Below are 24,457 nucleotides of genomic sequence, written 5' to 3'. Positions count from 1 at the left end.
TTACTTACTTTTTAAAATGGACATAAATTCTTCACGGTCAATTTCGCGACAGCCTAAACTCTCTAAATGTGGATTATAAACTTGACAATCGAGTAATTTATAATTTTCTTTTTGCAAATATAAAGCTAAAGCAATAAAAGCTGTTTTTGAAGCATTTGAAACTTTAGAAAACATACTTTCTCCACAAAAAATATGTCCCAGATCAATTCCGTACAAACCTCCAACTAAAATATCATCCTGCCAAACCTCAACAGATTTCGCAATTCCGTCTTCATTTAATTTGCAGTAAGCATCGATCATATCGTTTGATATCCAAGTTCCGTTTTGACCGTCACGTTTTATCTGCTGGCAATTTGAAATTACTTCTTTGAAATTTTTATTAAAAGTAACTTTAAACATTTTCCGATTTAAGATATTCCGCATACTTTTAGATATTACCAGTTCATCAAAAAATAATACCATTCTCGGATCTGGTGCCCACCAAAGAATGGGTTCTCCTTCATTAAACCACGGAAAAATGCCACTTTTATAAGCTAGTTGTAAACGTTCTGGACTGAGATCGCCTCCAATAGCCAAAACACCTTCTTCATCTGCTTCTGTAACTGGCGGAAAAAATAAATCTTTGAATAAATAATACATTTTTTTAAATAATCAATTTTGAAAAAATTCCAAATTCCAAACTTCTGCAGCATTGTCATTTTCACTTAAGAATAAATAACAAAAGAGCTCAAAAATTAAAATTCCAAATCCCAAAACATAGTAATGAATTGGAATTTGGAATTTCAAATATTTAAATTTAAACGTTCTTAGAACGGTAAATCGTCTGGTTCGTCTTCGTTTAAGTTTGCTGCTGGAGCAAAAGTTTCTGCTGTCGGCACTGGCGGCGCTTGCGTAGGTGCAGCATCTGCTAATCTTTCGATTCTCCAACCTTGAATACTATTGAAATATCTAGTTTCTCCTTGTGGATTAACCCATTCTCTTCCTCTTAAATTGATAGAAACTTTTACTGCCTCTCCTTGTTTATAGCTACTCAACAAATCGCATTTATCTTGTGTAAATTCGATTAAAATATGTTGTGGATACTGTTCCTCAGTAGTAACAACTAATTCTCTTTTTTTGAATGAGGCACTAACTTGCTGCTCTGGGTTAACCACTTTTACTTTTCCTGTAACTTCCATCTTCGTCTATATTAATTATTGTTTCTTTCTTTCTTTTATTTTTTTGCTAAAAGTACTTTCCAAGCCGACTCAACGTCACCATTGTCGAGATATTTTTTGGCTTCTAAGTGTATTTTTTTCTGGTCATCTGAACTTAAAACTCCTTTGACAGAAAAATTTTCTTTCACAAATATACTAACTTCTTCTTTTGTAGGCAAGGCTTCAATGTTGCCTAATTTACCTAAATCATTTCCATCAAAAACAGGACTTGCTTTTACAAAATCTGGTATAGCATCTACTCCTACTCCCAGTGTTGTCAATGGTTTTGCGACTTCAAAAAGTCCTTGATTTGATCTTGAATACCAGTTATTTCCTAACCTCGATACCAAATCAATTTTATGCTGATCTATTGCGCCATTCTCGTCTAAAATTGATTCGTGAATGTGAATTTTTACAACTTCACATAAAATTAAATTTCCTGCCCCGCCTTCTTCTCCTAACGGAATAATCTGCGTTACCTTGCATTCAAATTGAACTGGAGATTCTTTTACACGATATGGTTTTACTAAATCTGAAGGAATCTGGGTTAAGCCGGCTTTTATAAATTCATTTACTCCATCTCCATATTCTGTACTTGCTAAAGACGTCTGTTGTACTAAATCGTAATTTACAACATTTATAACAACTTCTCGAGTTGCTTCGGCATTAATTAAAGTATGTTTGATTGTATTATCACGAACACGGCGCGAAGGTGAGAAAACCAATATTGGCGGATTAGCACTAAAAACGTTAAAGAAACTAAACGGTGAGAGGTTCGGAATTCCTTTTTCGCTGATTGTACTTGCAAAAGCAATTGGTCTAGGACCAATCGCGCTCTGCAGATAGCCCTGCAGCTTTGCCGTTGGAATCTCTTTTGGATTAATACTGATCATACTTTTTGATTTAAAACCAAATCTCATTTTGGTACCTGCAAAAGTATTGAAATGGTTTAATTATGAGAAATTGTTTTGCAGATAAAACAAAAAAACTTTCGCCAGTCGCAAAATATAAAATGTGTATATTTCGTTATATTTATACCACAAAATAATTGATATGTCTTTTTCTGAAAGAACAAATACAACTCGCTGGATTATCATTTCCTTCTGCTTTATCATCATTTCTCTAATCCTTTGGAATACTTATACTTTCTTCCAAATATTTAAAAATGAGGAGCGTTTAAAAATGAAACTTTTTGTAAATGCGCAAATTACAATTGTGAATGCAAACGAAAATACTGATGTAGAACTTCCGCTTCAAATCATCAACAACAATACTTCTATTCCGGCTATAGTTATTTTGTACGACAAAGTGGTAAGTGCGACAAATGTTCCTGATGAAATTCTTAGTAACAAGAAAAAAAGAGCAGCCTATTTGAATAAATTAAGAAATGAAAATGAGCCTATAACTTTTGAATATGCTCCCGGGAAGTACCAGACGTTGTACTATGGAAATTCAGGATTACTTAATAAACTCAAATATTATCCAATTGCTTTATTTCTTATTATTGTTTTATGTGTTGCTTTAATTTATAATTTTTACAAAAGCACTAAAATGGCGACCCAAAACAAACTTTGGGCTGGAATGGCTAAAGAAACTGCCCACCAAATTGGAACGCCATTGTCTTCATTAATTGGATGGGTCGAAATATTAAAGACTGAAGAAATCGATCCTTCCATAAGCATTGAAATAGAAAAAGACATAGAACGTCTTCAAACTATCACCGATCGTTTTTCTAAAATTGGATCTGTGCCAGTTCTAGAAAATCACAATATTGTAGAAGAGACAAAAAATGCATATGAGTATCTTCAATCTCGATTTTCGAAACAGGTTGCTTTTTCTTTTGAAGCTCCAAAAGAACCAATTTTTGCTATGATAAATCCAACATTACACAGCTGGACAATTGAAAATTTGGTCAAAAATGCTATTGATGCCATGAAAGGAAAAGGAACTTTAGATCTTAAAATTGAACAAGATGCTTTTAATGTAAAAATTAATGTGAAAGATTCTGGAACAGGAATTTCTAAAAAACAATTTAAAACCATTTTTGAACCAGGTTTCACAACCAAAAAGCGCGGCTGGGGACTTGGTCTTTCTTTAACGAAAAGAATTGTTGAAGAATACCATAATGGGAACATAAAGGTATTACAGTCTGAAATAGGAAAAGGAACTACTTTTCAAATCTTATTAAATAAAAAAGTGCAGTAAAAATAATTTACTGCACTTTTTATTATCTGTTTTGTCAGACTAAGCGAAGTCGAAGTCTGCGGCTCGGTCTTAAAACGAACTTATACTTCTTTGCCAGACATTCGTGAAAACATTATAAATTCGATTGAATATCTTTTGCTAATGCTTCAAATTCTTCTTTAGAAAGAGAAACTTTGTTTTGAAAACGCATTTCATCCATTTCGTTTAACGGAACTAAGTGTACGTGTGCATGAGGCACTTCAAGTCCAACAACTGCTATTCCGATTCTCTTGCATGGAACTGTTTTTTCTAAGGCTGCTGCTATTTTTTTAGAAAATTTCATTAAGCCTAAATAATCTTCTTCTTCCATATCAAAAATCTTATCGATTTCTTGTTTCGGAATGCAAAGCGTATGTCCCTTAGCATTTGGATTTACGTCTAAAAAAGCCAAATATTTATCGTCTTCAGCAATTTTGTATGCAGGAATTTCTCCGTTTACTATTTTAGTGAATATTGAACTCATGGTTTTTTGGGTTAATCGTTTAACTGTTTATTCGTTTAACCGATTTAACGATTACACTTTTAAAAAAATTAGTCTCTTGAGATTTCAAGAATTTCAAATTTCAAAATTCCGTTTGGAACTGTAATTTCTGCTACTTCTCCAACAGACTTTCCTAATAACCCTTTTCCGATAGGAGATGTTACAGAGATTTTTCCTGTTTTAAGATCTGCTTCACTTTCGGCAACTAGAGTATATTTCATCTCCATTCCGTTACTTTGATTTTTGATTTTTACATTAGACAAAACCAAAACCTTAGAAACATCTAATTGAGATTCATCTATTAATCTTGCATTTGCATATACTTCTTCCAATTTAGAAATTCTCATTTCTAATAAACCTTGTGCTTCTTTTGCTGCATCATATTCCGCGTTTTCAGACAAATCACCTTTATCTCTTGCGTCTGCAATATCTTGAGATGCCTTAGGACGCATTACACTTTTTAAATGCTCCAATTCATCTTTTAACTTTTTTAGTCCTTCTGCTGTATAATAAGATACTTTACTCATAACTTCATCGTTTATATAAATACAAAAAATCCCATCGCGACGGGATTTTCTTACCACAAATATACTATAATTTTTAATAGTACATAATTATATGTTAATCATATAGATTTCAAATCTAAATAAATTATTTTTGTTTCACTAATTCTTATTAAAATAATGAAAAAAATCTGGTTCTTTATCGCACTTTCTGCTGTATTATTCTCATGCAGCGACAACAACAGGAGCAATAACAATCCTTACATTCCTAATTATTCTGTAAATGCGTACTTGGATACCAATCTTCCAACTTACAATAAATTGATCTATCCGAGCAATCCTGTTTATGTTGCTAACTACGGCGCAAAAGGAATTATTGTAATGAAAACTGGTGAAGGGACTTACACCGCTTTTGATGCTGCATGCCCAAACCAGGCGCTTACATCATGTACCGCCATGACTATTGATGGAATTTACGCCGTTTGTTCGTGCGATAAGACTCAATATAATTTATTTACAGGACTGGGAGGAAAAGAATATCCGATGAAGCAATATCGTGTAGAGTCTTCTGGAAGTGTAGTTCACGTATACAATTAAAAAAAAGCCTGAAATTATTTTCAGGCTTTTTTTTGCATTTAACTCAATTAGAATTTCAGATTTAACCCAATTAAGAAATTGGCTCCTGCCTGCGGATAATAGTATGGATAAATATCCCACATAGCTCCGTTTGAAACATATTTTTTATTGAAAATATTATTCACCAATGCTGTAATAGTAATCGATTTAAAAATAGAATTTGGTTTTATTTCGTAGGAAGCATTAAAGTCATTTACAAAATAATCTGCCAACTTAGCTGCAGGCAGTTCAATATTGTTCATGTACTGCTCTCCAACGTATTTTTGTAATAGCGAAAGATATAATCCTTCAATAGGTTTATACACAATTACATTTCCTGCAATAACTTCTGGAGAATAGGCGATTTTAGTTGTTCCGTAGTATTCCCCTTCAACAGCTAAATCAACATTTTTATTGCTGCTCAAAGTAAAGTTTGGTCTTAAAGTAAATCTATCAGTAATCACAATTGTTGCATCAAATTCGAAACCTAAACGATAACTTTTTTCTGTATTAGCACGAATTGGCGCACCCACATCATCAAGTCTTCCCGTTAAAATCAATTGATCTCTATATCCCATATAGTATAGATTAGAATTCAATTGAAATTTCTCTGAATTAAATCTCCATCCCAACTCAAAATCATTAAGTTTCTCTGGTTTTACATTTCCGCCTTCATAATCGGTTCTGTTTGGCTCACGGTTAGCTCTCGCATAAGAAAAATACAAAGTGTTTTTTTCGTTGAAAGCATAATTCAAACCCGCTTTTGGATTAAAAAAGTTGAAGTTATCATCTACCAAACCTGTTTCTGCACTATTTGCTTTATACTTCACATTTCTGTATTGTAAATCTCCGTAGAAACTCAATTCTTCTGTAAATTGATAATTTGCTTTAGCGAAAATATTTCCATCAGTCTTAGTAGAAAAATCATCATAATAATGATCTCCTAATTCAGATTGCGAAGCGTATCTCGCCCAGATTACTTTTCCGTAGTGGTCTCCTTCATATTTATTCCAGCCTCCGCCAATAATTACATCTAATTTTTCTTCTTTATATTTTGCCGAAAAAGTTGTCCCGTAAAAATCATTATCCAACCATTTCTGACGCACTAGATCTGTTGTTGTTACAGCTCCAACTGGATTCAGATTATAATCAGACATATCTGCATCTTCCTTATAATTTTCGTAATATCCTTTTCCTTTTGTATAATGTAATGCAAAATTCGTACTCCATTTATCAGAAATTGATTCGCCCCAATGCAGTTGATAATGGTCTTGTTTGTAATTATCGGTTTCATTATCATAAAAACGAACATTTCCAGCTTCGTCTGTATATTTACCAGCTGAATTATAAGTACGATCTGTATTTAAAGTTTCGGCATCAATTCCGTTCCAAGATTGATACGTTTTTTCAGTTCCTCCAAAAACCAAAGCTTTAATTAAAGTCGTTTTGCCAACATAAGTTCCCTGAAGGAAATACGATTTTAAATCAGAACTTGCACGATCAATATATCCTTGTGATTTTATGGCAGATAAACGTCCTGCGATTTCGAAGTGGTCATTTAATAACCCAGTACTAAATTTTACCGTATTTTTTATGGTATTGAATGAACCAGCAGAGCTTGAAATTTCACCTGTTGCTTTTCTTGCATAACTATCTGTCAGCATGTTCAAACTGGCACCAAAAGCACCTGCTCCATTTGTAGATGTTCCAACTCCACGCTGTAATTGAAGACTTTCTACAGAAGAAGCAAAATCGGGCATGTTTACCCAAAAAGTTCCTTGACTTTCAGCATCATTGTATGGAATTCCGTTTATAGTTACGTTTACACGTGTAGCATCGCTTCCACGCACTCGTATTCCTGTGTAACCTACTCCGTTTCCAGCATCAGAAGTTGTTACAACTGATGGAAGATAATTCATTAAAACAGGAATATCTTGTCCTAAGTTTCTATATTTAATTTCTTTTTTATCCATATTACTAAAACTTACTGGAGTTTTTGTAGTAACGCGAACTGCAGAAACCAGAACCTCATCAAGAGAATTTACTTTTGTAGAATCTTGCTGTTGCGCAAAAGAAAAAAGAGAATAGAAGAAAGAGAATAGAAGAAATAAAATAGATTTGGTTCTGCTCATTTTTTGAACCTTGGAACCTTTGCAACTTAGTACCTCAGTACCTTTAAAGATAGTTTTCATCTGTAAAAAAATTACAAATAAAAGGGGGAATTATTCTTTTGTTAAATTAATAAATGTGTTTCACGACAATATAAAGTGTGCACGCTTAGAATTGTCGTTTTTTCCCTTAGCAACATTACTCGCTCAGGTTCTTTGGGTATGATCTCAGCTCGTTATTTGGAGCACCCCTTTGAGACAGTGCAAATATAGAAAAGTATTAAGACAAATGTATAAAGTATCAAGATTTAGTTTGAGATCTATTTCTTAGTACTTAATTCTCCAATCTTAATACTAAAAATCAGGTTTTCTTCTCGATTGTTTAAGATCCGAAACGTTCTTTTTATCTTTAATTCTCTTTTTAATTACTGATTTCGGAACTTTTGTAGCTTTTCTGACCTTAGGAACATAAAGTCCTTTTTTTATTAATTCCAAAAATCTCTTAACAACGATTTCTTTGTTTTTTAACTGACTTCTATCTTCATCACAATTTAAAATCAAGATATTTTCAGAAGTTAAACGAGTTGATAAATTGTCTTTTAAAAGTATTTTTTCTTCATCAGACAAAGCTTGAGAATTATCTAAATCAAAACTCAAAACTACCTTTGACGAAACTTTATTTACGTTTTGTCCGCCGGCGCCACTGCTCCGAACGGCTTTAAAGCCCAACTCTGATATGATTTTTTCTGTATCCATTTTATTGTGGCTGATGTGCTGCTTTCAATAAATCATTTACTGTTTTTACAGGATTAAAAGTAATTAAAGGAACTGCAACAAAAATAGTTAACCAATTTGCCATTGATCCGTTCCATAATCCTGGAAGTTCATAACTTTTTACTGGTTTTCCTTCAACACTTTTTTCAACAATAAAACCAGATTTTTGATCAACAAATTGTTTTAGATCAAATTTTTCTCCCTTATAATTTTTAATTCCGCAAACCAAATCTACAGGATTAAAATGTGTTGCATCTTCTAAAATTTGGAGCTGCCTTTTGTTTGCTAAATCGACCTGTGATGTTTCTACAATTTGCAATGAAACTTCACCTTTTTCATTCATCACCCAAAATGGTCCGCCGCCAGGTTCACCTTCGTTTCTAACCATTCCGCAAACTCTGATCGGACGGTCTAATAGTTCTTTGATTTTAGCAAGTTTATTTTCAAAAGTAAATTTATTAAAATCGCTAGTCATTTGAATATTTAACTTTTGGATTAAAACATCCACAATTTCAACCAGATCATTTTCTGTCACTTCTCCTTTTTCAATTTTTCTTAAATAATCAAACACTTTCTGTTGGACCTCGATCAAAATACCACCTAAAGCCTTTTTATACAATGTAATTTTATCGATATGATTTTGAATTACGTTGTCTATATTTTTAATAAAAATGATATCAGAATCCAAATTATTCAGATTTTCAATTAAGGCACCATGCCCTCCAGGTCTAAAAACCAAACTTCCATTACTATTATGAACAATTTTGTTTTGTATGTCTACATTAATAGAGTCTGTACTTTTATTTTGATAAGAATATGCAATATTAATAGTAGTGCCAGATTCCTTTTCAATTTTTTCTTTAACCTGATCAATTGCTGTTTCAAACAGATCTTGATGCATTTCTGAAACAGTAAAATGTAAATTGGAGACATTGTTTGCAGTTGCATAATGCACACACTCGTTCAAATGTTCTTCTATTGGATTCGCAATATGTGTTTTATATAAATGAAAAGGCAAAACAGCTTTAGGCTTATTTGCTGCATTAAGATAATCTGAAGATAATAATACTTGTATAAAGTAATAGTTTTTATAATCTCTTTCTAAAGTCTCGAAATCTGGATAAAGCTCTCGTAATTTTTTATCAATAGTTTTGAAGAAAGGAAATTTCTCCATGCCAACAATAAAAATAGCAAGTTCTTTATCTTTTTTTCTGTTGATATAAGCATTTATTGTTTCTTTCTGAATGTCGAAATCATTTAAAAAAGCTGTTAAAAATTTAAACATCCTAGTAGCTGCACCAGAAGCAGGAACAAACTTTTTAATTTTTAGATTTTCTTTATGATTGTCAAAAAAAGCTGCTTTTTCTTCAAACTCAGTTTGAGATAAACTTAAAATACCGTTGTTGATTGTTGCAGGACTTATTAAACTACTTTTTGCTATTCCATTTTTGAATATATCTAATTGTTTTAGAATATTTTCAAAAGGAATACCATGATTATATATCTCAACAAAATCCTCAGATGATAATCCTTTATCTTTGGCTAATGCTAAATTATCAATAATTGAAATCGCTTTTTTTAAACGGCTCTCTTTATCTCCAGATAATGTAATAAACGGCTTTTTCGTATCAATCAAAGTTTGTTTGAAAACAGAAAAAACTGATTCCCTTCCTTCTGGGGTATCTCGAATATCATCTTTCTCCCAAGGAACATCAATATCTGTTAAAAAGAATAAATCGTATTCGTGTTTCAAAGCGGCTTCATTTAGAAGCGGATCACAAAAACCATAATACATTTCAGAAAAAACTTTTGTTACCATCAAATTGGTATCACAAAACAGGTATTTATTTGCTGAAGCCAGTTTTTGATTTTCTAATGCAGTCTGACCGTAAGCAATTGGCATCATATCATCTGCAACACAGATATGCTTATTTTCTTCCCACTTTTCTTGTAGATAATCACGTGCAAATTCTGGAACCCATTCGGTTTCGTAATATTCTGCAAGCTGTTTTGCCAATGTGGTTTTACCTGTACTTTCAGGTCCAAATAAAGCAATTTTTATTATAGTTGTTTTTTGCTGTCTAAGATCTTTCTCCATTCTAAATAAGCTGAAATAGCCAAAATTGTAAAAATTATATATTGAAGTGACAACATTCCTAAGCCGCGATAAGCATAGAGAGGTACAACAATAATATCACCAATAATCCAAAGTGTCCAGTTTTCTATTTTTTTTCTGGCCATGTACCACATTCCCGCAAAAAATATTCCAGACGAAATCATGTCGACATAATTGTCTGGTTTAATTTCGTAATCAAAATATTTATAAATTCCGAAAACTACAAAAACGGTAACAATAAACAGGAAGATTCCAATTATTTTTTCATTAAAAGTTGTACGAGTAATCGGCAGATTGTCTTCAACAGTTCCTCCTTTTGCCCAAACGTACCACCCGTAAATACTCATTATTGAAAAATATGCATTAATAATCATATCTCCAATATAACCTGCGACATACAAAAGGTAAACTGAAATTACCGTTGCAATTAATCCTGTTGGGTAAACCCAAATATTTTCTTTTTTTGCCAACCAAACACTTAAAATACCAAAAACAAATACTAAAAACTCAAGAGCAATATGCCACAACGGCGCATTTTTATAACTATCAAGAAAAAAGTCAATCATTTTTGTGGTATTTAAAGGCGGTTAATTTTTTTTTATGAATCAAAAAAATGACTGTCATTTTCAAAAGCAGTTCCTATAACTACTAAATCTGCTCCAGCATTATAAGCTTGTTTAATTCCCTGCAAATCTACAATTCCTCCACCAACAATAACAGGAATTTCTATGTTTTGAGCAATCAGCGAAATCATTTCCAAAGGAACCGGCTTTTTTGCCCCGCTTCCTGCTTCTAAATAAATTAATTTATTCCCGAGCATTTCACCGGCTTGTGCCGTGGCAAGAGCCAGATCAAAGTTTTCACGGTTAAGAGGTTCGGTTTTACTAACGCGTGCAACAGCTGTTTCATTGCCGCTTTCTATTAAAATATAACCTGTCGAAATAACTTCCAGATTTGTCTTTTTTAGGATCGGTGCCGCTTGAACTTGATATTCTATTAAATAATCTGGATTTCTACCAGATAATAAAGATAGAAACAAAATAGCATCTGCCTGTGGGGAAATCTGCGACGGATCACCTGGAAAAATCACAACTGGCAGATTTGTTTTTTGTTTTAACTGCGCAATTAAATCTTCTAAAATAGTACTTTGAACTATGCTTCCTCCAACAAAAATATGGGTTGCAGGAGATTGATTTATTTTAAGTAATAAATGATCTAAGTTCTCCCAAACAATTTTATCGGGATCCAGAAGTATAGCCAATAATTTTTGACCATTTTTCTTGGCTTCTAAAATTTGTTGATGGATAGTGATAAGTAATTTTTGTTCCATAATGGCTGTAAAAGTAAAAAGTTTTTAACGTAGAAGAACTATTATGAATGAATTATATTTGTAATGTCTTTGTTAAGAAACAATTTATGATCGCAGCTGAATTATTAGAGAAATATGGTGCAGTAAAAAAGTCGTTTGTAAAAGGTGAAATTATCTTTGAAGAAGGAAATCTGCCAGCGTATTATTATCAGATAGTTTCTGGCGAAATTAAAATGTGTAATTATAATGATGACGGACGAGAATTTATTCAGGGAATATTTTATAAAGAACAGTCTTTTGGCGAACCTCCATTATTTTTAAACCAAAAATATCCTGCCAATTCCATTGCTGTAGAAGACAGCCAGATTTTGCTTCTTCCCAAATCTAATTTTATGAAACTGCTGGAAGAGAATCCTGCTGTCAGCATTAAAATAATCGAAAACCTTGCGCAGCGATTGTACTATAAATCAGTTATGGCTGCAGAAATCTCCACGCACGAACCCGAACATCGCGTTTTAAAACTAATCGATCACGGAATTGCTTACTTTAATTTTCAAAAAGATAAAAATGGTTATCTGATTAATTTTACGAGACAGCAGATCGGAGATTTAACGGGTTTGCGTGTAGAAACCGTTATCAGAGCCATAAAAGCGCTTGAAAAAAAAGGCGAATTGAAGATTATAAACAGGAAAGTATACAGATAAAAAAGTTCTTGTTTTATGATTTAAATCATAAAATGCAGCGGTATTGAGGGCGTATCTTTGTGGTATAAAAATCTCAATATCATGACACTATATCAAACAACCTTCGAAAATTTCAATAAAAGTTATATGGGTTCTGCTGCAATGGCAGTAATTGGTCAAAGCTGTTTAGGTGGCGCTGCGGCTATGTACGTTTTGGCTAATGGAACTTCTGTTTTTCAAATGATCCAGCTAGCTATTATAGTTTTAGCCTGTATCTTTGTAAACACTTCAATTTTGGCACAAATGAAACATAAAGTGGTTTTTAACCTTTTAATTCTGAGTGCATTTTTAAGTGTAACATTTATTCTTTTAAACACTTTTATTCTGTGAAAAAACAAATAGAGAATAGAGCTGACATTGAATTTCTAGTCCATCAGTTCTACGATAAAATAAGAGCCGATCAAGAAATCGGCTTTTATTTTAATAATATGATTACCGATTGGGATGCACATCTTGAAAAGCTAACCGATTTCTGGGAAACGAACTTATTTGCTGTACGCAAATACAAAGGAAATCCGCATGCGGTTCATAATGAAGTTGATGCTCATTTTAACGAAAATATTACAGCAAACGAATTCGGTATCTGGCTGAATCACTGGGCACAGACGTTAGATGAACATTTTGAAGGGGAAAATGTCGAAACCTTAAAAAGACGCGCCCGAAAAATGAGCACTTTCCTTTATGTGAGTATGTTTAAGCATAGACAAAAAGAAAGCGAAGTTTAATCATTGTTCTGCCATTGCGAGTAACGAAGCAATGACTAGACTGAAAACTGTCACTGAAAACTGCGACTAAAAACTACTTCTCAAAAGCATAAACCAAAGTAAAGGTTCCTTCAAAATTATCTGATTTGATTTCTTCGTAATGCACATCAAAATCTTTTACTAAATCATCAAAATGGAGACTGGACTCTGTTTGTTTTTTTTCTAAAGAAAAATCTTCAACTCTAATATGATCTTTAAAGCTGATTCCTTTTTCATTTCTGATTTTAAAGATTGCCTCTTTAGCGCCCCAAATAACGGTAAGCTTTTTAATATATTCTTCTGTAATTTTTGGTTCTAAATAATTGCATTCATAATCCGTAAATTTATCGGCAATTTTCTGAATTTTTTCGCGCTGCAATTCCATATCAATTCCTACGGTCTCATGACTTATAATTATTGCCGCAAAATGATATGAATGTGTAATGGAGATATAATTATGACAATCAAAATATGGTTTCCCAAATTCGTCATAATGCAAATCTTTATCTGTAAAACCCATTTCCTGAATCAGCATTCGAACACTCAAAAAAGCACGTTGATGCATTTGAGACTTCATTCCGTTCAATCTTTTTTGTGTCTTTTCTTTCAACACAACTTTGCTTAATAACTCTTCTAAAGATTCGGTTATTTCCCAAATTAAAATTTTAGTAGTTTCATTGAATTGTATGGTCTGAAATAGAGGCATTTCTTTTTTAATTGTAAATTATGAATGGTTAATTTTAAACCATATAAGTAATATCAGAAAATATAACCGCTGGCTCAAAAAATGTATTAGTAAATATAAGCAATTCACTGCAAAGGTAATAGTTTAAGAATCTTTTTTAAATGAACTCCTATCACTTATATGGCAAAAAATGATTTTTAGAGTAACATTCTAGAGATTAAGAAATTAAAGATTTCACAAATCTGACAGAAAGTAGTAAAAATAAAAACCTATTATGTAAATTTGCAAAAATTTTACAATATACAAATATACACTATAAATGAGTACTACAACTACGCCTTATGTGGCTTTCAAAGTAAAAGACATTTCTCTAGCGGCTTGGGGAAGAAAAGAAATTGAATTAGCTGAAGCTGAAATGCCAGGTTTAATGGCGCTTCGTGCTGAATATAAAGACGAACAACCTCTTAAAGGTGCTCGTATCGCTGGATGTTTACACATGACGATTCAAACTGCTGTTTTAATCGAAACTTTAATCGCTCTTGGTGCTGAGGTTACTTGGTCTTCTTGTAACATTTTCTCTACGCAAGATCAAGCTGCTGCTGCTATTGCTGCTGCTGGAATTCAAGTTTATGCTTGGAAAGGTCTTGACGAAGAATCATTTGACTGGTGTATTGAGCAGACTTTATTCTTTGGTGAAGACAGAAAACCATTGAACATGATTCTTGATGATGGTGGAGATTTAACTAACATGGTTATTGATCGTTACCCAGAATTGGTTCCTGGAATTAAAGGTCTTTCTGAAGAAACTACAACTGGTGTTCACAGACTTTACGAAAGAGTAAAAGCTGGAACTCTTCCAATGCCTGCAATCAACATCAACGACTCTGTTACTAAATCTAAATTTGATAACAAATACGGTTGTAAAGAATCTGCTGTAGATGCTGTACGTCGTGCAACTGACTTAATGTTGGCTGGAAAAAGAGTAATCGTTTGTGGATACGGTGACGTTGGAAAAGGAACTGCTGCTTCTTTTAGAGGTGCAGGTTCTATCGTAACAGTTACTGAAATTGACCCAATTTGTGCTTTACAAGCTGCAATGGACGGTTATGAAGTTAAAAAATTAAACACTGTAATTGCAAATGCTGATATCATCATTACAACTACAGGAAATAAAGATATCGTTCTTGGAGAGCACTTCGAGCAAATGAAAGACAAAACTGTTGTTTGTAACATTGGTCACTTCGACAACGAAATCGATATGGCTTGGTTAAACAAAAACCACGGCGCTTCTAAAATCGAAATCAAACCTCAGGTTGACAAATACAACATCAACGGAAAAGATATCATTATCTTGGCTGAAGGTCGTTTAGTAAACCTTGGTTGTGCTACAGGTCACCCAAGTTTTGTAATGAGTAACTCATTTACAAACCAGACTTTGGCTCAAATCGAATTATGGAATAACAGCGCAGCTTACAAAAACGAAGTTTACATGTTACCAAAACATTTAGATGAAAAAGTTGCTGCTTTACACTTAGCTAAATTAGGCGTTGAGTTAGAAACTTTACGTGAAGATCAAGCTGCTTATATTGGTGTTCCAGTTGAAGGTCCATTCAAACCAGAATACTACAGATACTAAATTGATTTTAGATTTAAGATTGTAGATCTTAGATTTTGAAATTCTATACATTCAAACCCGACAGGTTTTAAAAACCTGTCGGGTTTTCTGTTTTAAATCCTTATGTCTATTGTTTTTGTAAGAATTTTATTTATATATTTGATTTTTTAAATTTTATAACTATGATTTCTACAAAAGACTTTAGTTTATTACCAAACAAACAAAATTTCCAAAATCTTTGCAAAGCAATTTCAGTGTTAGATGCAATTATATGTCCGCAATGGGAATTTAGATTTTATTCTTATAACTGTAAATGGGGAGAGGGAGAGGAATTTTTTGAAATGAGAAATGAGGACGATGGAGATTTATTAAATATTCTTTTTCTTAAAGATAAATGTGTAATAAATGGTTTTTCATATCAATATCAAAACAATAAAAAAAGTGAAGTAACAAAAAACCTACCCGAAATTTATAACGAATTTATATTTGGTGAACCAGTTACTTCAAATGGTACAACATTTTGTTTATGGACAAATGAAAGTGGAAATTGGGAAGTTGGCAACATTTTGAATTACAATGATAATTCATCTGAAATTTTTGAAATTTTTGATGGAAATCCTCAAACTTACATTGATTGGGCAAGTGAATATTTTGAAGGTTACTATAAAGAAACGGGTATTCCACTAGATATTGTTACTCAAATTTATGAAGGCAAACCGCTTACAAAAGAAATGGCCTTATCAATTGCTGAAGAAGTTAGGGATTGGAAATTATTAGAAGAGGATTTAAAAGAAATAAATTATCCTTATAACTTTGAATAAAAGAAGTAATAATTTCAATAGCAATTTTATTTTATGTTTAACCCGACAGGTTTTTTAAAACCTGTCGGGTTTTCTGTTTTAAATTCGAAATTTTAAGTTTAAATTTGAAATAAAAGAACCCACCAAAATAAAATTATGATTGAAAATGTTTTATGTGAAGTACATGGCTCAAAAGAAATGACTTTTGGATGTATTCATATTGCAATGGCAATAGACACGAAAGATAAAGTCGGATTTTTCTATTCTGAAGCTGAGGAAGATCTTCCGCAAATTGCTTGGTGCGGTGAATGCGAAAAATGGCTTCTAGACAATGGTGAAGAATGGACTGAAGTTTTTCAAGCCAAAGCCGATTTTAAAATGCTATGTGCCGATTGCTTTGATGAAGCAAAAAATAACGAAACAGAAATTCATCTGCGATAAATAAATTTCCATGAAAAAGGTTGTAATTCTTTATACGTTTCTCGTTAGCTGCACTGCACTTGCACAAACCAGCGATACATGGACTGCTTTTTGGAACAAAGACACTACAAAAATTGGTTTTCAAGATAAAAAAGGTGTAATTAAAATTGAACCTAAATTTACTGGGTTTACGATTGCACGTAAATTTGAAAATATTATTGCTGTTACAGAAGAGGAAAATAATAAGTGGAAAAGCTATTACTTAACTAAGGAAGGAAAAATAGTGGGGCGTGACAGTTTATATACTTTTGATAACAGTACAGATTGCGAAAGTGAGGGTTTTATAAGATTTCGAGATCCGAAAACTGATAAAATGGGAATCTTCAACAGCAAAGGAAAAATCGTCATTCCAGCTGATTATAGTGCTTTATCAAATGTTAAAAACGGAGTGCTTACCGTTCTTAAAGATGCGAAAAAAGAAAGAGAACCAGGCGACGAACATTTTTTCTGGTCTGGCGGAAAAGAATTTCTTATCGACATCAACAACAAAGTTTTAATTGAAAATTTTGCTTATAATGACAATTTAAATTTTTATTCTTTAGAAAAATCAAAAGAACCTAATAAAGACCCAATAAGAGAAAATTTTAAGGGAGTTGATGGACAATATTATTCTTTCATAAATTTTGAAAAAGAATTTAAATTCTGGTTAGAGAACAATTTACTTAAAGATTTATCTAAAACCAATTTAGAAAAACATTCTTTTGACAAAATTACTTACTGGAAAGAACCAGACGGCTGGATAAATTCGTCTAAAACTAAATTCATCAATCAAAATTATACCTATTTAAAATTGAAACTACAGGAACTCAAAAATCCAAAAACGGATTATTTTATTAGTTCCGACGGACTAAATCAGTTTATTTTTGAATCAAGTGAGTACGAAATCTATTTCAATAATTGCAATGAATCCAAAGATTGGCTGTATCCTACTATGGACATTGTCATCAATCCAAAAAACAAAACAGATCGAGGACAAGATCATTTTGAATTTTTAAGAACTGAAAATGGCTATAAATTAATAAGTGTTTCCACAAGACAACATAATCTTAAATAAAACATGAAGAATTTCATATTCCTATTAATCGCCATTGTTTTTGAAATCATTGCTACTTCAGCATTAAAGAAATCCGAAGAATTCACTAAATTAATTCCAAGCATTATTACAATAATTGGATATTGCGGCGCATTTTACTGTTTAAGTTTTGCAATTAGAACAATTCCTGTTGGTTTCGCTTATGCCATTTGGTCTGGAGTCGGAATTGTATTAATTACCATAATTGGTGCAATTTTCTTCAAAGAAATCCCAGATTTACCCGCAATAATTGGGTTGAGTTTAATTGTAATTGGAGTTGTTGTAATTAATGTTTTTTCTAAAACTACAGCGCATTAAAGACATTCGATTTAAAGTTTGTTTCAGGTTTCAAGTTTCAGGTTATGCTGGAACGTGAAACCTGAAACTTGAAACAAAAAATACAAAAAACTAAGCAAGTTTCGGATTTTATACCTTTTAAAACCAATCGATCTTTGCCTTATAAAATTGAATGAAGATGAACACACAGGAAACCATCAATTATAATCGTATCGCCGAAGCTATAGATTATATCAAAGCTAATTTTAAAGAGCAACCCAATCTTGATGAGGTCGCCGAGAAAGTGCATTTGAGTCCGTTTCACTTTCAAAGGCTTTTTAGCGATTGGGCAGGAACAAGTCCGAAGAAATTTTTGCAGTATACAAGTCTCGAACACGCCAAAAAACTACTCAAAGAAAATCAGGCAACAATTTCTGAAACAGCTTATGAAACTGGTTTATCCGGCACAAGCAGACTCCATGATTTGTTTGTAAATATCGAAGGAATGACTCCAGCGGAATATAAAAACGGAGGAAAAAATCTCGCCATAAATTACAGTTTTGCCGAAAGTCCGTTTGGAAATATAATTGTTGCGTCAACTCAAAAAGGCGTTTGTTTTATGGCTTTCGCCGAAGATGAAACAATCGGATTTGTGGATTTAAAAAACAAATTCCCAAATGCGTCTTTCACAAGAAAATTAGATTTAGCACAACAAAATGCGCTATTTATTTTTCAAAAAGACTGGAGCAAATTATCTGAAATCAAACTGCATTTAAAAGGCACCGATTTTCAATTGAAAGTTTGGGAAACTTTATTAAAAATACCAATGGGACAGCTTTCTACTTATGGTTCCATTGCACAGCAAATTGAAAAACCAAATGCTTCTCGCGCGGTAGGAACTGCAATTGGCAGTAATCCTGTTGCGTTTTTAATTCCGTGTCACCGCGTGATTCAGTCTTCTGGAATTTTTGGCGGTTATATGTGGGGAAATACCCGAAAAACGGCAATAATTGGCTGGGAAGGCGCGCAAGTAAATCCATAAAAATAAAACTCCAAATTTCGAATCCCAAATTCCAAATTTCAATGATTAACCTTCATTGAAAATTTCATAAAATCCAATTGCTATGCAAACTATACAATCTCGAATTGCTTCTCAAAACTGGGAAAGCATCACCGAATCTATGCACCAAAGCGGTTTCTCTATCATCCCAAATCTTCTCACAAACGAAGAATGTGAAGATTTAAAATTCGACTATGACAATCCAAATTCATATCGAAAAACTGTCGTAATGGAGCGTTATCGATTTGGTTTAGGTGAATATAAATATTTCAATTATCCTCTTCCCGATTTGATTCAGAATATTCGAAATTCCATTTATCCGAAATTGGCCCCAATTGCAAATGCCTGGATGAAAGCTCTAAACATCAATACTTTTTTTCCTGAAAAACATGAAGAATTATTGAAACAATGCCATGACAATAATCAATTGAAGGCGACGGTTTTGATTTTAAAATATGGAAAAAGCGGATTTAATACTTTGCATCAGGATTTGTATGGTGATATTTATTTCCCCATTCAAATTGTACTTTTTCTTTCAGAACCTAATGAAGATTTTACAGGCGGAGAATTTATATTAACGCAGCAAACGCCAAGAGCGCAATCGAAAGCAATTGTTTTAAAACCAAAAAAAGGAGATGTTTTGGTTTTTACTACTAACTTCAGACCTGTAAGAGGAACAAAAGGATATTATCGAGTTAACATGAAACATGGTGTCAGTGAAGTTCATTTTGGTGAACGTTATACGTTGGGAATTATTTTTCATGATGCGTTGTCATAGACACCCAATATCTCCGCAAAGATTGTCGACAAAGAATCTTTGTGGAGATACGTGACGTTAGACGCACTGCTGTGCGTCTCTACAATACAAAACTTACCACTTCATGATTAATCATCAAAAAATAACCGATTCTGAATTGCTCCGTAAAATTAAAAATGCGGAAATTTGCTTTGGCGGCAACCGAAAACTAAAAATATACGGAACGCTGAAATGCTCTTCGGGAAAAAGAATGAAACGCGAAAATCGGGTTTTCTTTTCTTCTGAAAATCAAGCTCGAAATAATGGATTCAGGCCTTGCGGACATTGCATGAAATCCGAATATTTAAAATGGAAAAATGGACTTATTTAATCCCCAAATAGACGAAACTACGAATTTGCTTCCTAAGGATGGAACTGTAAATTATTACGGAAAATTGTTTTCACGAGAAGAAGCTGATTTCTATCGCGATATTTTGCTCAATACAATTGAATGGAAAAATGATGAAGCCATTATCTTTGGAAAACTAATTTTAACGAAACGAAAAGTAGCGTGGTACGGCGATAAGGAATTTGAATATACCTATTCCAACACTACGAAAAAAGCACTTCCGTGGACAACCGAATTATTAAAACTAAAAACTTCTATAGAAGAAAAAACAGGAGAAACTTTCAATTCTTGTTTGTTGAATTTATATCATTCTGGCGAAGAAGGAATGGCTTGGCACAGTGATGCGGAAAAAGATTTGAAAAAGAATGGCGCTATTGGTTCGGTAAGTTTTGGCGCTGAACGTAAATTCGCTTTCAAACATAAAGAAACTAAAGAAACAGTTTCACTGATTTTAGAACATGGAAGTTTATTGGTCATGAAAGATGAAACGCAGACCCATTGGCTGCATCGATTACCGCCAACTAAAACCACTCAAAAGCCAAGGGTAAATTTGACTTTTAGAACAATTGTCAAATAGAATTTCGAATAGTATTACTTTTTACCTATAACATTTTGGTACGAACGTATTAACGCATCTTCGAACATTTCTGGTCGTACTTTTGAAAGTTCCACAGTAGTCCATCCTTGTTTACCCCATTTATTTGGAACGGGATAAAAAATCATTTCGCTCGATGCACAAAAAACCGATTGATCGATTTCGTTTAATTTTAAAACAGCGTGATTATTCTTTTCATCAAAAGTGGCAAAGATTTTCTTTTTGACACGAAAAGAGGTTTTCTCAAAATGAGGCTCTTCGGATGCATCTGGAAACGATAATGCTAATTTTCTAAATGTTTCAATTGAGATCATGATCGTAAATTATTGATCAGACATAACAAGTTTTAAAAACCATTTATGTCTCGGTTAAATTAATTTTACCATCCCTGATTCAGTCCATTTTTTAAAACCTCATCATATTTTTCTTTATCAAAAGAATACAAGTTTGGTGCTTTGTGTGCAACGTTGCTTTTCTTTTCGTCTAGCTTCGTTAGAATTCCGATATTCGTTATTTTGCGTAAAAAATTCCTGCGGTCCAGCTTTTTGTCTAAAATAGTTTCGTACAATTTCTGCAGCTCTGGAATGGTAAATTTCTCTGGCAGTAAATTATATCCAATTGGCATTAAATTCAACTCAACCCTTAAGGTATCCAGCGCCTTATCGAGAATCTCACGGTGGTCTAAAATAAGTTCTGGAACTTCTTTATGGTCAATCCATTCTACAACTTCATATCTGTTCATCGGATTTGGAAGAATTTTTGAAAAATCAACCAATGCATAATATCCAATTGTAACAAAACGGCGCGTAAGCCATTTTCCTTTTTCTTCCTCTATTTGTAAATACTCTAAAATTTTTTTGTCAAAATGCTGCTCATTACGTTTTACTTTTCCAAAAGTCGCAAATTGTCTCAAGAAAACACCTTCTACTCCAGTTCGACTGCTTAAGACCGTATTGGCTGCAGTATCTATATCCTGATCCACTGGAATGAATCCGCCGGGAAGAGACCATTTATCTACTCGTTCTACTTTTAACAATAAAACTTTAAGCTGATTGTCGTGAAAACCAAAAATTACACAATCGATAGAAAGTCCAGGCTGGTAATTTTCATTATTGTCTATAATGTCTTTTAACATTCGAATATTTAAGGGTAAATCTTTCTTTCAATAATAGTGCAATTTACTTCATTTTTATAAAACCGAATTACTTTTGCGAAACAGAGTTGCATTTCTTAATAAAATAGAGAAGTGTATGAATCACAATTTTAACTAAAATTTAAAGTTCAAATTTAAAAAAAATAATTACATTGCGTCATAATAACACATTAAAGATCTGAATTGTTAAATTCTAATCTTAATTTATAGAAATCTACTAAAAATCAGTTTGTTTCTTCTCAAAGATAAAAATTGAAAGTTTAAAAATACAGGAGTTATGATTGCCAATCCGTTAAAAAATATTAATCAAAAAATTAGAACAAAAATCTGGAGTTCATTCGGCTTTGTTTCAAAAACATATCTTCTGGAAGCTTCTTTAAAATATAGTGAAGAACAAGAAAGAATTTTCAATGAAATGATTACCGAAACTGATGTCAAAAATAAAAAAGCAAAACAAGAAGCTTATGAAAAAGCTTTATATGCTTCTTATAAAGGAATTGGCGCTATGGATTTTATAAATACTGTCTTGAGATAATTTTCCTTCAACCTAATCATTTATAGAACCTCGCTCTCACGTGAGGTTTTTTATTTCCATAAATTTCATATTATTATAAGGCAAAATAGCGCATTATTACTTATTTTCGCTTTAAGTAAGAATACACATATAAAAAATAACATGGAAAATACCATTGAAACAGAAAGTTACAAAATTCAAAAACCAGAAAACTGGGCTTCAATAATAAATGATGATCAACTAATTGGATACATAAAAGAATCTGACTTTTCAAATAAACAGGTTGACGAAGGAAGAGACTTCTGTTATTTCTTAGATAAAATTTACTATACAAGTGATACAGAAAACAGCGAATATGCCTGCGTAGCTTATACACTTAATGAACCTTCAAATCTAGAAAGTGCTTCTGTAAAAGATGTTGTTGTCGAAGAAAATGAAACCTTCATTATACACAGAATTAGTGTTCTTAGAGACGGCGTTTTGATTGATAAAATCCCAGATACAAAGATTAAAGTTCTGGACAATGAAAATCAAAGTGAAGGCGGTGTATTGAGCAGTACTAAAAAAATAAATATTACGATTAAAGATTTACGTCTTTATGATATTCTAATTGCTGAAGATTCAAGAGTAAAAGTTTTTACTGATCGTGATTTTCTTAGAAAAGAATATTTAAAATATGTTTACGTAACTCCAAGTACTTACTGGGCTTACGGAAATTATAAATTTACTTTTATTAATGACCGAAAAGCTCCAATCGCATACAAGAAAACATTCTATAGAGATGACGCTGGAAATGTTTTGGAACCGGAAATTAATTATCTAAAAAAGGGAGAAAGATTTGTAATTGAAAAAGAAAATTACATCAACTCTTTTGATATAAACAGAGAAATTGCTCCTTATATTGATTTTGCGACAGATAGTAATTGGACTGATTTATCTAATTATATTTCACCTTTATACGACGAAATTTACTCTAACGCTTCTTTAAAAGAATTTGCTCCTAAGCTGGTAGAAAAGCTAGATGCAATTTCAGATAAGGATGAGCAGCTTCGATTTGCTATAGAATATGTACAAAACCATGTAAATTATATTTTTAATGCTGATGAAATGAATGGGCATAAGCCGCAAGAACCTGCTATTACGTATGAAAACAAACAGGGAGATTGCAAGGCTAAATCTGTTTTACTAAAAGTGGTTTTAGATTATATCAATATAGATTCGTCTGTTGTATTGGTTAACTTCAATTCAGATCATTATATCAAACATTATCTGCCTTCTCTTCTTACTTTTAATCATGTGATTGTAAAAATCAATTATAAGGATGAAACTTATTTTATTGATGCTACAGCCAGAGATGAATTTGGACTGATTGAAAATCGCTGTTTTATTTACTTTATGCATTATTTGGAAGTAAAACCAAACCAGCAGTTACAAATTAGAAAACCACATAGATTCTCTTATTATGGTATTAATGAAAAAGTAGATTTTAGTGCGCAAAACGATCAAGGGCAGTTAAAATTGACTACTACATACAAAGGAAACCGCGCGAACTACATGCGTAAATATTTTAAGAACACGAATAAAAGGGAAATAATTGACAGTTGGAACAATTTCTTATTTTATACTTTAAATTATTCTAGTGACCGAAACGGAACTGATATTAGAACGATATTTAAAGACGCTGCAATTGAAATTGTCAGTGATGATAAAATGCTGAATGAGTTTACAATTCAGTACAATTCATCTATTGAAAATCCTTATTTTACAGATGATCAAAAGAATCGTTTTTTAATGTATTTTGATCGAAATGTGGTGAAGAATAATGCGCGCGATTTTATGCATACCGATGTTCCGTTCTGGCATAATTTTGATAACGAAAAATATGAAATCAATCTCCATACAGATCAGAAAATAGATACCGAAGAGAAATTTACGCGCCAGGAAAGCAACATAAATAATCCTTATTTTGATTATACAAGCCGTAAAAAAGTAACTAAAAACAGTGCTTCTATTTTTGTAGATTTTAAACCTCTTGTTAATCTAGAAATCCCTGCAGCTGATTTTGAAAAATTCAGAACAGACCATCATACTATTGCCGACAGCAATTTTGGAATAGGAATTGATATTATAGAGCAAGGTTTACTTAATCTTATAAAATTCAACTTTAAAAAACGTCTTAAATAATTCGTATAAAAAATGGGGCTTAAGGCCCCATTTTTATTTATTAAAA

At 32.5% G+C, this 24,457-nt stretch carries 29 protein-coding genes; 16 read left to right on the top strand and 13 right to left on the bottom strand.

The window, feature by feature from the left end; translation table 11 throughout:
• The 3 genes from aat to EDB96_RS03780 all read right to left on the bottom strand — a co-directional run bounded on the left by aat (position 1) and on the right by EDB96_RS03780 (position 2,089).
• Positions 1–639: a leucyl/phenylalanyl-tRNA--protein transferase gene (gene aat / locus EDB96_RS03790; RefSeq protein WP_134139319.1), complete on the bottom strand. Its 639-nt coding sequence runs from the start codon at positions 637–639 to the stop codon at positions 1–3.
• 167 nt (positions 640–806) lie between these two features.
• A complete protein-coding gene (locus EDB96_RS03785) occupies positions 807–1,178 on the bottom strand; it encodes a DUF3127 domain-containing protein (protein ID WP_057117491.1) in 372 nt (123 codons plus the stop codon).
• Positions 1,179–1,213: 35 nt separating this feature from the next.
• Positions 1,214–2,089 (bottom strand): flavin reductase family protein, encoded by an 876-nt coding sequence (locus EDB96_RS03780; RefSeq protein ID WP_134139318.1) that lies wholly within the window; start codon positions 2,087–2,089, stop codon positions 1,214–1,216.
• 160 nt (positions 2,090–2,249) lie between these two features.
• Between EDB96_RS03780 and EDB96_RS03775 the strand changes: the two genes are divergently transcribed.
• Complete coding sequence (locus EDB96_RS03775; protein ID WP_057117492.1) at positions 2,250–3,401, top strand: sensor histidine kinase; 1,152 nt, start codon at positions 2,250–2,252, stop codon at positions 3,399–3,401.
• Positions 3,402–3,513: 112 nt separating this feature from the next.
• Here EDB96_RS03775 and EDB96_RS03770 read toward each other — a convergent pair whose 3' ends face one another.
• Together EDB96_RS03770 and greA are read right to left on the bottom strand one after the other, a co-directional pair.
• Positions 3,514–3,903: an HIT family protein gene (locus tag EDB96_RS03770; protein ID WP_134139316.1), complete on the bottom strand. Its 390-nt coding sequence runs from the start codon at positions 3,901–3,903 to the stop codon at positions 3,514–3,516.
• Between the two features lie 68 nt (positions 3,904–3,971).
• Positions 3,972–4,448, bottom strand: a complete 477-nt coding sequence (gene greA / locus EDB96_RS03765; RefSeq protein WP_057117494.1) for a transcription elongation factor GreA — start codon at positions 4,446–4,448, stop codon at positions 3,972–3,974.
• Positions 4,449–4,604: 156 nt separating this feature from the next.
• Here greA and EDB96_RS03760 point away from each other — a divergent pair, with 156 nt between their 5' ends.
• Complete coding sequence (locus tag EDB96_RS03760) at positions 4,605–5,021, top strand: hypothetical protein (RefSeq protein WP_134139314.1); 417 nt, start codon at positions 4,605–4,607, stop codon at positions 5,019–5,021.
• 47 nt (positions 5,022–5,068) lie between these two features.
• Here EDB96_RS03760 and EDB96_RS03755 read toward each other — a convergent pair whose 3' ends face one another.
• From EDB96_RS03755 to EDB96_RS03735, 5 genes are all read right to left on the bottom strand, one after another.
• Entirely contained in the window at positions 5,069–7,231 is a 2,163-nt protein-coding gene (locus EDB96_RS03755; protein ID WP_134139313.1) for a TonB-dependent receptor, read from the bottom strand.
• A gap of 270 nt (positions 7,232–7,501) precedes the next feature.
• Entirely contained in the window at positions 7,502–7,903 is a 402-nt protein-coding gene (gene arfB, locus EDB96_RS03750; protein WP_134139312.1) for an alternative ribosome rescue aminoacyl-tRNA hydrolase ArfB, read from the bottom strand.
• 1 nt (position 7,904) lies between these two features.
• Positions 7,905–10,019: a DUF4301 family protein gene (locus EDB96_RS03745; protein ID WP_134139310.1), complete on the bottom strand. Its 2,115-nt coding sequence runs from the start codon at positions 10,017–10,019 to the stop codon at positions 7,905–7,907.
• The gene (gene pnuC / locus EDB96_RS03740; RefSeq protein ID WP_057117499.1) at positions 9,983–10,603 is read right to left on the bottom strand and encodes a nicotinamide riboside transporter PnuC; all 621 of its coding nucleotides are present in this window, start codon (positions 10,601–10,603) and stop codon (positions 9,983–9,985) included. Before pnuC ends, EDB96_RS03745 begins: the two co-directional genes overlap by 37 nt.
• 32 nt (positions 10,604–10,635) lie before the next feature.
• The gene (locus tag EDB96_RS03735; protein ID WP_134139308.1) at positions 10,636–11,367 is read right to left on the bottom strand and encodes a geranylgeranylglyceryl/heptaprenylglyceryl phosphate synthase; all 732 of its coding nucleotides are present in this window, start codon (positions 11,365–11,367) and stop codon (positions 10,636–10,638) included.
• 86 nt (positions 11,368–11,453) lie between these two features.
• Between EDB96_RS03735 and EDB96_RS03730 the strand changes: the two genes are divergently transcribed.
• The 3 genes from EDB96_RS03730 to EDB96_RS03720 all read left to right on the top strand — a co-directional run bounded on the left by EDB96_RS03730 (position 11,454) and on the right by EDB96_RS03720 (position 12,814).
• Entirely contained in the window at positions 11,454–12,050 is a 597-nt protein-coding gene (locus EDB96_RS03730) for a Crp/Fnr family transcriptional regulator (protein WP_134139307.1), read from the top strand.
• An 81-nt stretch (positions 12,051–12,131) separates the two neighbouring features.
• The gene (locus tag EDB96_RS03725) at positions 12,132–12,419 is read left to right on the top strand and encodes a hypothetical protein (protein WP_134139305.1); all 288 of its coding nucleotides are present in this window, start codon (positions 12,132–12,134) and stop codon (positions 12,417–12,419) included.
• On the top strand, positions 12,416–12,814 hold the full coding sequence (locus EDB96_RS03720) for a group III truncated hemoglobin (RefSeq protein WP_134139303.1): 399 nt from the start codon (positions 12,416–12,418) through the stop codon (positions 12,812–12,814). Before EDB96_RS03725 ends, EDB96_RS03720 begins: the two co-directional genes overlap by 4 nt.
• A gap of 73 nt (positions 12,815–12,887) precedes the next feature.
• On the opposite strand, the gene EDB96_RS03715 is transcribed toward EDB96_RS03720, so the two are convergent.
• On the bottom strand, positions 12,888–13,538 hold the full coding sequence (locus EDB96_RS03715) for a 4'-phosphopantetheinyl transferase family protein (RefSeq protein ID WP_134139301.1): 651 nt from the start codon (positions 13,536–13,538) through the stop codon (positions 12,888–12,890).
• Positions 13,539–13,836: 298 nt separating this feature from the next.
• Between EDB96_RS03715 and ahcY the strand changes: the two genes are divergently transcribed.
• The 9 genes from ahcY (at position 13,837) to EDB96_RS03670 (ending at position 20,542) form a co-directional block, all read left to right on the top strand.
• Positions 13,837–15,153, top strand: a complete 1,317-nt coding sequence (gene ahcY / locus EDB96_RS03710) for an adenosylhomocysteinase (RefSeq protein WP_134139299.1) — start codon at positions 13,837–13,839, stop codon at positions 15,151–15,153.
• A gap of 161 nt (positions 15,154–15,314) precedes the next feature.
• Positions 15,315–15,953: a hypothetical protein gene (locus EDB96_RS03705; protein ID WP_134139297.1), complete on the top strand. Its 639-nt coding sequence runs from the start codon at positions 15,315–15,317 to the stop codon at positions 15,951–15,953.
• A gap of 135 nt (positions 15,954–16,088) precedes the next feature.
• On the top strand, positions 16,089–16,373 hold the full coding sequence (locus EDB96_RS03700) for a hypothetical protein (RefSeq protein WP_134139295.1): 285 nt from the start codon (positions 16,089–16,091) through the stop codon (positions 16,371–16,373).
• A gap of 10 nt (positions 16,374–16,383) precedes the next feature.
• On the top strand, positions 16,384–17,466 hold the full coding sequence (locus tag EDB96_RS03695) for a WG repeat-containing protein (RefSeq protein ID WP_134139293.1): 1,083 nt from the start codon (positions 16,384–16,386) through the stop codon (positions 17,464–17,466).
• 3 nt (positions 17,467–17,469) lie between these two features.
• Complete coding sequence (locus EDB96_RS03690; protein ID WP_134139292.1) at positions 17,470–17,802, top strand: DMT family transporter; 333 nt, start codon at positions 17,470–17,472, stop codon at positions 17,800–17,802.
• 157 nt (positions 17,803–17,959) lie between these two features.
• On the top strand, positions 17,960–18,802 hold the full coding sequence (locus tag EDB96_RS03685) for a bifunctional helix-turn-helix domain-containing protein/methylated-DNA--[protein]-cysteine S-methyltransferase (protein ID WP_134139291.1): 843 nt from the start codon (positions 17,960–17,962) through the stop codon (positions 18,800–18,802).
• Between the two features lie 82 nt (positions 18,803–18,884).
• A complete protein-coding gene (locus tag EDB96_RS03680) occupies positions 18,885–19,598 on the top strand; it encodes a 2OG-Fe(II) oxygenase (protein WP_134139289.1) in 714 nt (237 codons plus the stop codon).
• A gap of 103 nt (positions 19,599–19,701) precedes the next feature.
• Entirely contained in the window at positions 19,702–19,947 is a 246-nt protein-coding gene (locus EDB96_RS03675; protein WP_134139288.1) for an Ada metal-binding domain-containing protein, read from the top strand.
• Entirely contained in the window at positions 19,934–20,542 is a 609-nt protein-coding gene (locus EDB96_RS03670; protein WP_134139287.1) for an alpha-ketoglutarate-dependent dioxygenase AlkB family protein, read from the top strand. The genes EDB96_RS03675 and EDB96_RS03670 overlap by 14 nt, the downstream gene beginning before the upstream one ends.
• A gap of 14 nt (positions 20,543–20,556) precedes the next feature.
• On the opposite strand, the gene EDB96_RS03665 is transcribed toward EDB96_RS03670, so the two are convergent.
• Both EDB96_RS03665 and EDB96_RS03660 read right to left on the bottom strand, forming a co-directional pair.
• Positions 20,557–20,874 (bottom strand): MmcQ/YjbR family DNA-binding protein, encoded by a 318-nt coding sequence (locus EDB96_RS03665; RefSeq protein WP_134139286.1) that lies wholly within the window; start codon positions 20,872–20,874, stop codon positions 20,557–20,559.
• A gap of 65 nt (positions 20,875–20,939) precedes the next feature.
• Positions 20,940–21,695, bottom strand: coding sequence for an NUDIX hydrolase (locus EDB96_RS03660; RefSeq protein ID WP_134139284.1), 756 nt, complete (start codon positions 21,693–21,695; stop codon positions 20,940–20,942).
• Between the two features lie 295 nt (positions 21,696–21,990).
• On the opposite strand from EDB96_RS03660, the gene EDB96_RS03655 reads away from it, so the two are divergent.
• Positions 21,991–22,248, top strand: a complete 258-nt coding sequence (locus EDB96_RS03655) for a hypothetical protein (protein ID WP_057117515.1) — start codon at positions 21,991–21,993, stop codon at positions 22,246–22,248.
• Between the two features lie 141 nt (positions 22,249–22,389).
• Positions 22,390–24,411: a hypothetical protein gene (locus EDB96_RS03650; protein WP_134139283.1), complete on the top strand. Its 2,022-nt coding sequence runs from the start codon at positions 22,390–22,392 to the stop codon at positions 24,409–24,411.
• Positions 24,412–24,457: the final 46 nt, after the last annotated feature.

The organism is Flavobacterium sp. S87F.05.LMB.W.Kidney.N (assembly GCF_004366435.1).
Lineage (GTDB): Bacteria > Bacteroidota > Bacteroidia > Flavobacteriales > Flavobacteriaceae > Flavobacterium.
This window is presented reverse-complemented; position numbering and strand designations above follow the sequence as displayed.

Excerpts from the sequence above, each read along its gene's own strand:
- EDB96_RS03730 (WP_134139307.1), top strand. The coding sequence starts at position 11,454 with ATGATCGCAGCTGAATTATTAGAGAAATATGGTGCAGTAAAAAAGTCG.
- EDB96_RS03695 (WP_134139293.1), top strand. The coding sequence starts at position 16,384 with ATGAAAAAGGTTGTAATTCTTTATACGTTTCTCGTTAGCTGCACTGCA.
- EDB96_RS03735 (WP_134139308.1), bottom strand. The coding sequence starts at position 11,367 with ATGGAACAAAAATTACTTATCACTATCCATCAACAAATTTTAGAAGCC.
- EDB96_RS03665 (WP_134139286.1), bottom strand. The coding sequence starts at position 20,874 with ATGATCTCAATTGAAACATTTAGAAAATTAGCATTATCGTTTCCAGAT.
- EDB96_RS03780 (WP_134139318.1), bottom strand. The coding sequence starts at position 2,089 with ATGATCAGTATTAATCCAAAAGAGATTCCAACGGCAAAGCTGCAGGGC.
- EDB96_RS03770 (WP_134139316.1), bottom strand. The coding sequence starts at position 3,903 with ATGAGTTCAATATTCACTAAAATAGTAAACGGAGAAATTCCTGCATAC.
- EDB96_RS03655 (WP_057117515.1), top strand. The coding sequence starts at position 21,991 with ATGATTGCCAATCCGTTAAAAAATATTAATCAAAAAATTAGAACAAAA.
- EDB96_RS03685 (WP_134139291.1), top strand. The coding sequence starts at position 17,960 with ATGAACACACAGGAAACCATCAATTATAATCGTATCGCCGAAGCTATA.
- EDB96_RS03745 (WP_134139310.1), bottom strand. The coding sequence starts at position 10,019 with ATGGAGAAAGATCTTAGACAGCAAAAAACAACTATAATAAAAATTGCT.
- EDB96_RS03660 (WP_134139284.1), bottom strand. The coding sequence starts at position 21,695 with ATGTTAAAAGACATTATAGACAATAATGAAAATTACCAGCCTGGACTT.
- EDB96_RS03670 (WP_134139287.1), top strand. The coding sequence starts at position 19,934 with ATGGACTTATTTAATCCCCAAATAGACGAAACTACGAATTTGCTTCCT.
- EDB96_RS03715 (WP_134139301.1), bottom strand. The coding sequence starts at position 13,538 with ATGCCTCTATTTCAGACCATACAATTCAATGAAACTACTAAAATTTTA.
- EDB96_RS03785 (WP_057117491.1), bottom strand. The coding sequence starts at position 1,178 with ATGGAAGTTACAGGAAAAGTAAAAGTGGTTAACCCAGAGCAGCAAGTT.
- greA (WP_057117494.1), bottom strand. The coding sequence starts at position 4,448 with ATGAGTAAAGTATCTTATTATACAGCAGAAGGACTAAAAAAGTTAAAA.
- arfB (WP_134139312.1), bottom strand. The coding sequence starts at position 7,903 with ATGGATACAGAAAAAATCATATCAGAGTTGGGCTTTAAAGCCGTTCGG.
- EDB96_RS03680 (WP_134139289.1), top strand. The coding sequence starts at position 18,885 with ATGCAAACTATACAATCTCGAATTGCTTCTCAAAACTGGGAAAGCATC.
- EDB96_RS03725 (WP_134139305.1), top strand. The coding sequence starts at position 12,132 with ATGACACTATATCAAACAACCTTCGAAAATTTCAATAAAAGTTATATG.
- EDB96_RS03775 (WP_057117492.1), top strand. The coding sequence starts at position 2,250 with ATGTCTTTTTCTGAAAGAACAAATACAACTCGCTGGATTATCATTTCC.
- aat (WP_134139319.1), bottom strand. The coding sequence starts at position 639 with ATGTATTATTTATTCAAAGATTTATTTTTTCCGCCAGTTACAGAAGCA.
- EDB96_RS03650 (WP_134139283.1), top strand. The coding sequence starts at position 22,390 with ATGGAAAATACCATTGAAACAGAAAGTTACAAAATTCAAAAACCAGAA.
- pnuC (WP_057117499.1), bottom strand. The coding sequence starts at position 10,603 with ATGATTGACTTTTTTCTTGATAGTTATAAAAATGCGCCGTTGTGGCAT.
- EDB96_RS03705 (WP_134139297.1), top strand. The coding sequence starts at position 15,315 with ATGATTTCTACAAAAGACTTTAGTTTATTACCAAACAAACAAAATTTC.
- EDB96_RS03700 (WP_134139295.1), top strand. The coding sequence starts at position 16,089 with ATGATTGAAAATGTTTTATGTGAAGTACATGGCTCAAAAGAAATGACT.
- ahcY (WP_134139299.1), top strand. The coding sequence starts at position 13,837 with ATGAGTACTACAACTACGCCTTATGTGGCTTTCAAAGTAAAAGACATT.
- EDB96_RS03675 (WP_134139288.1), top strand. The coding sequence starts at position 19,702 with ATGATTAATCATCAAAAAATAACCGATTCTGAATTGCTCCGTAAAATT.
- EDB96_RS03760 (WP_134139314.1), top strand. The coding sequence starts at position 4,605 with ATGAAAAAAATCTGGTTCTTTATCGCACTTTCTGCTGTATTATTCTCA.
- EDB96_RS03690 (WP_134139292.1), top strand. The coding sequence starts at position 17,470 with ATGAAGAATTTCATATTCCTATTAATCGCCATTGTTTTTGAAATCATT.
- EDB96_RS03755 (WP_134139313.1), bottom strand. The coding sequence starts at position 7,231 with ATGAAAACTATCTTTAAAGGTACTGAGGTACTAAGTTGCAAAGGTTCC.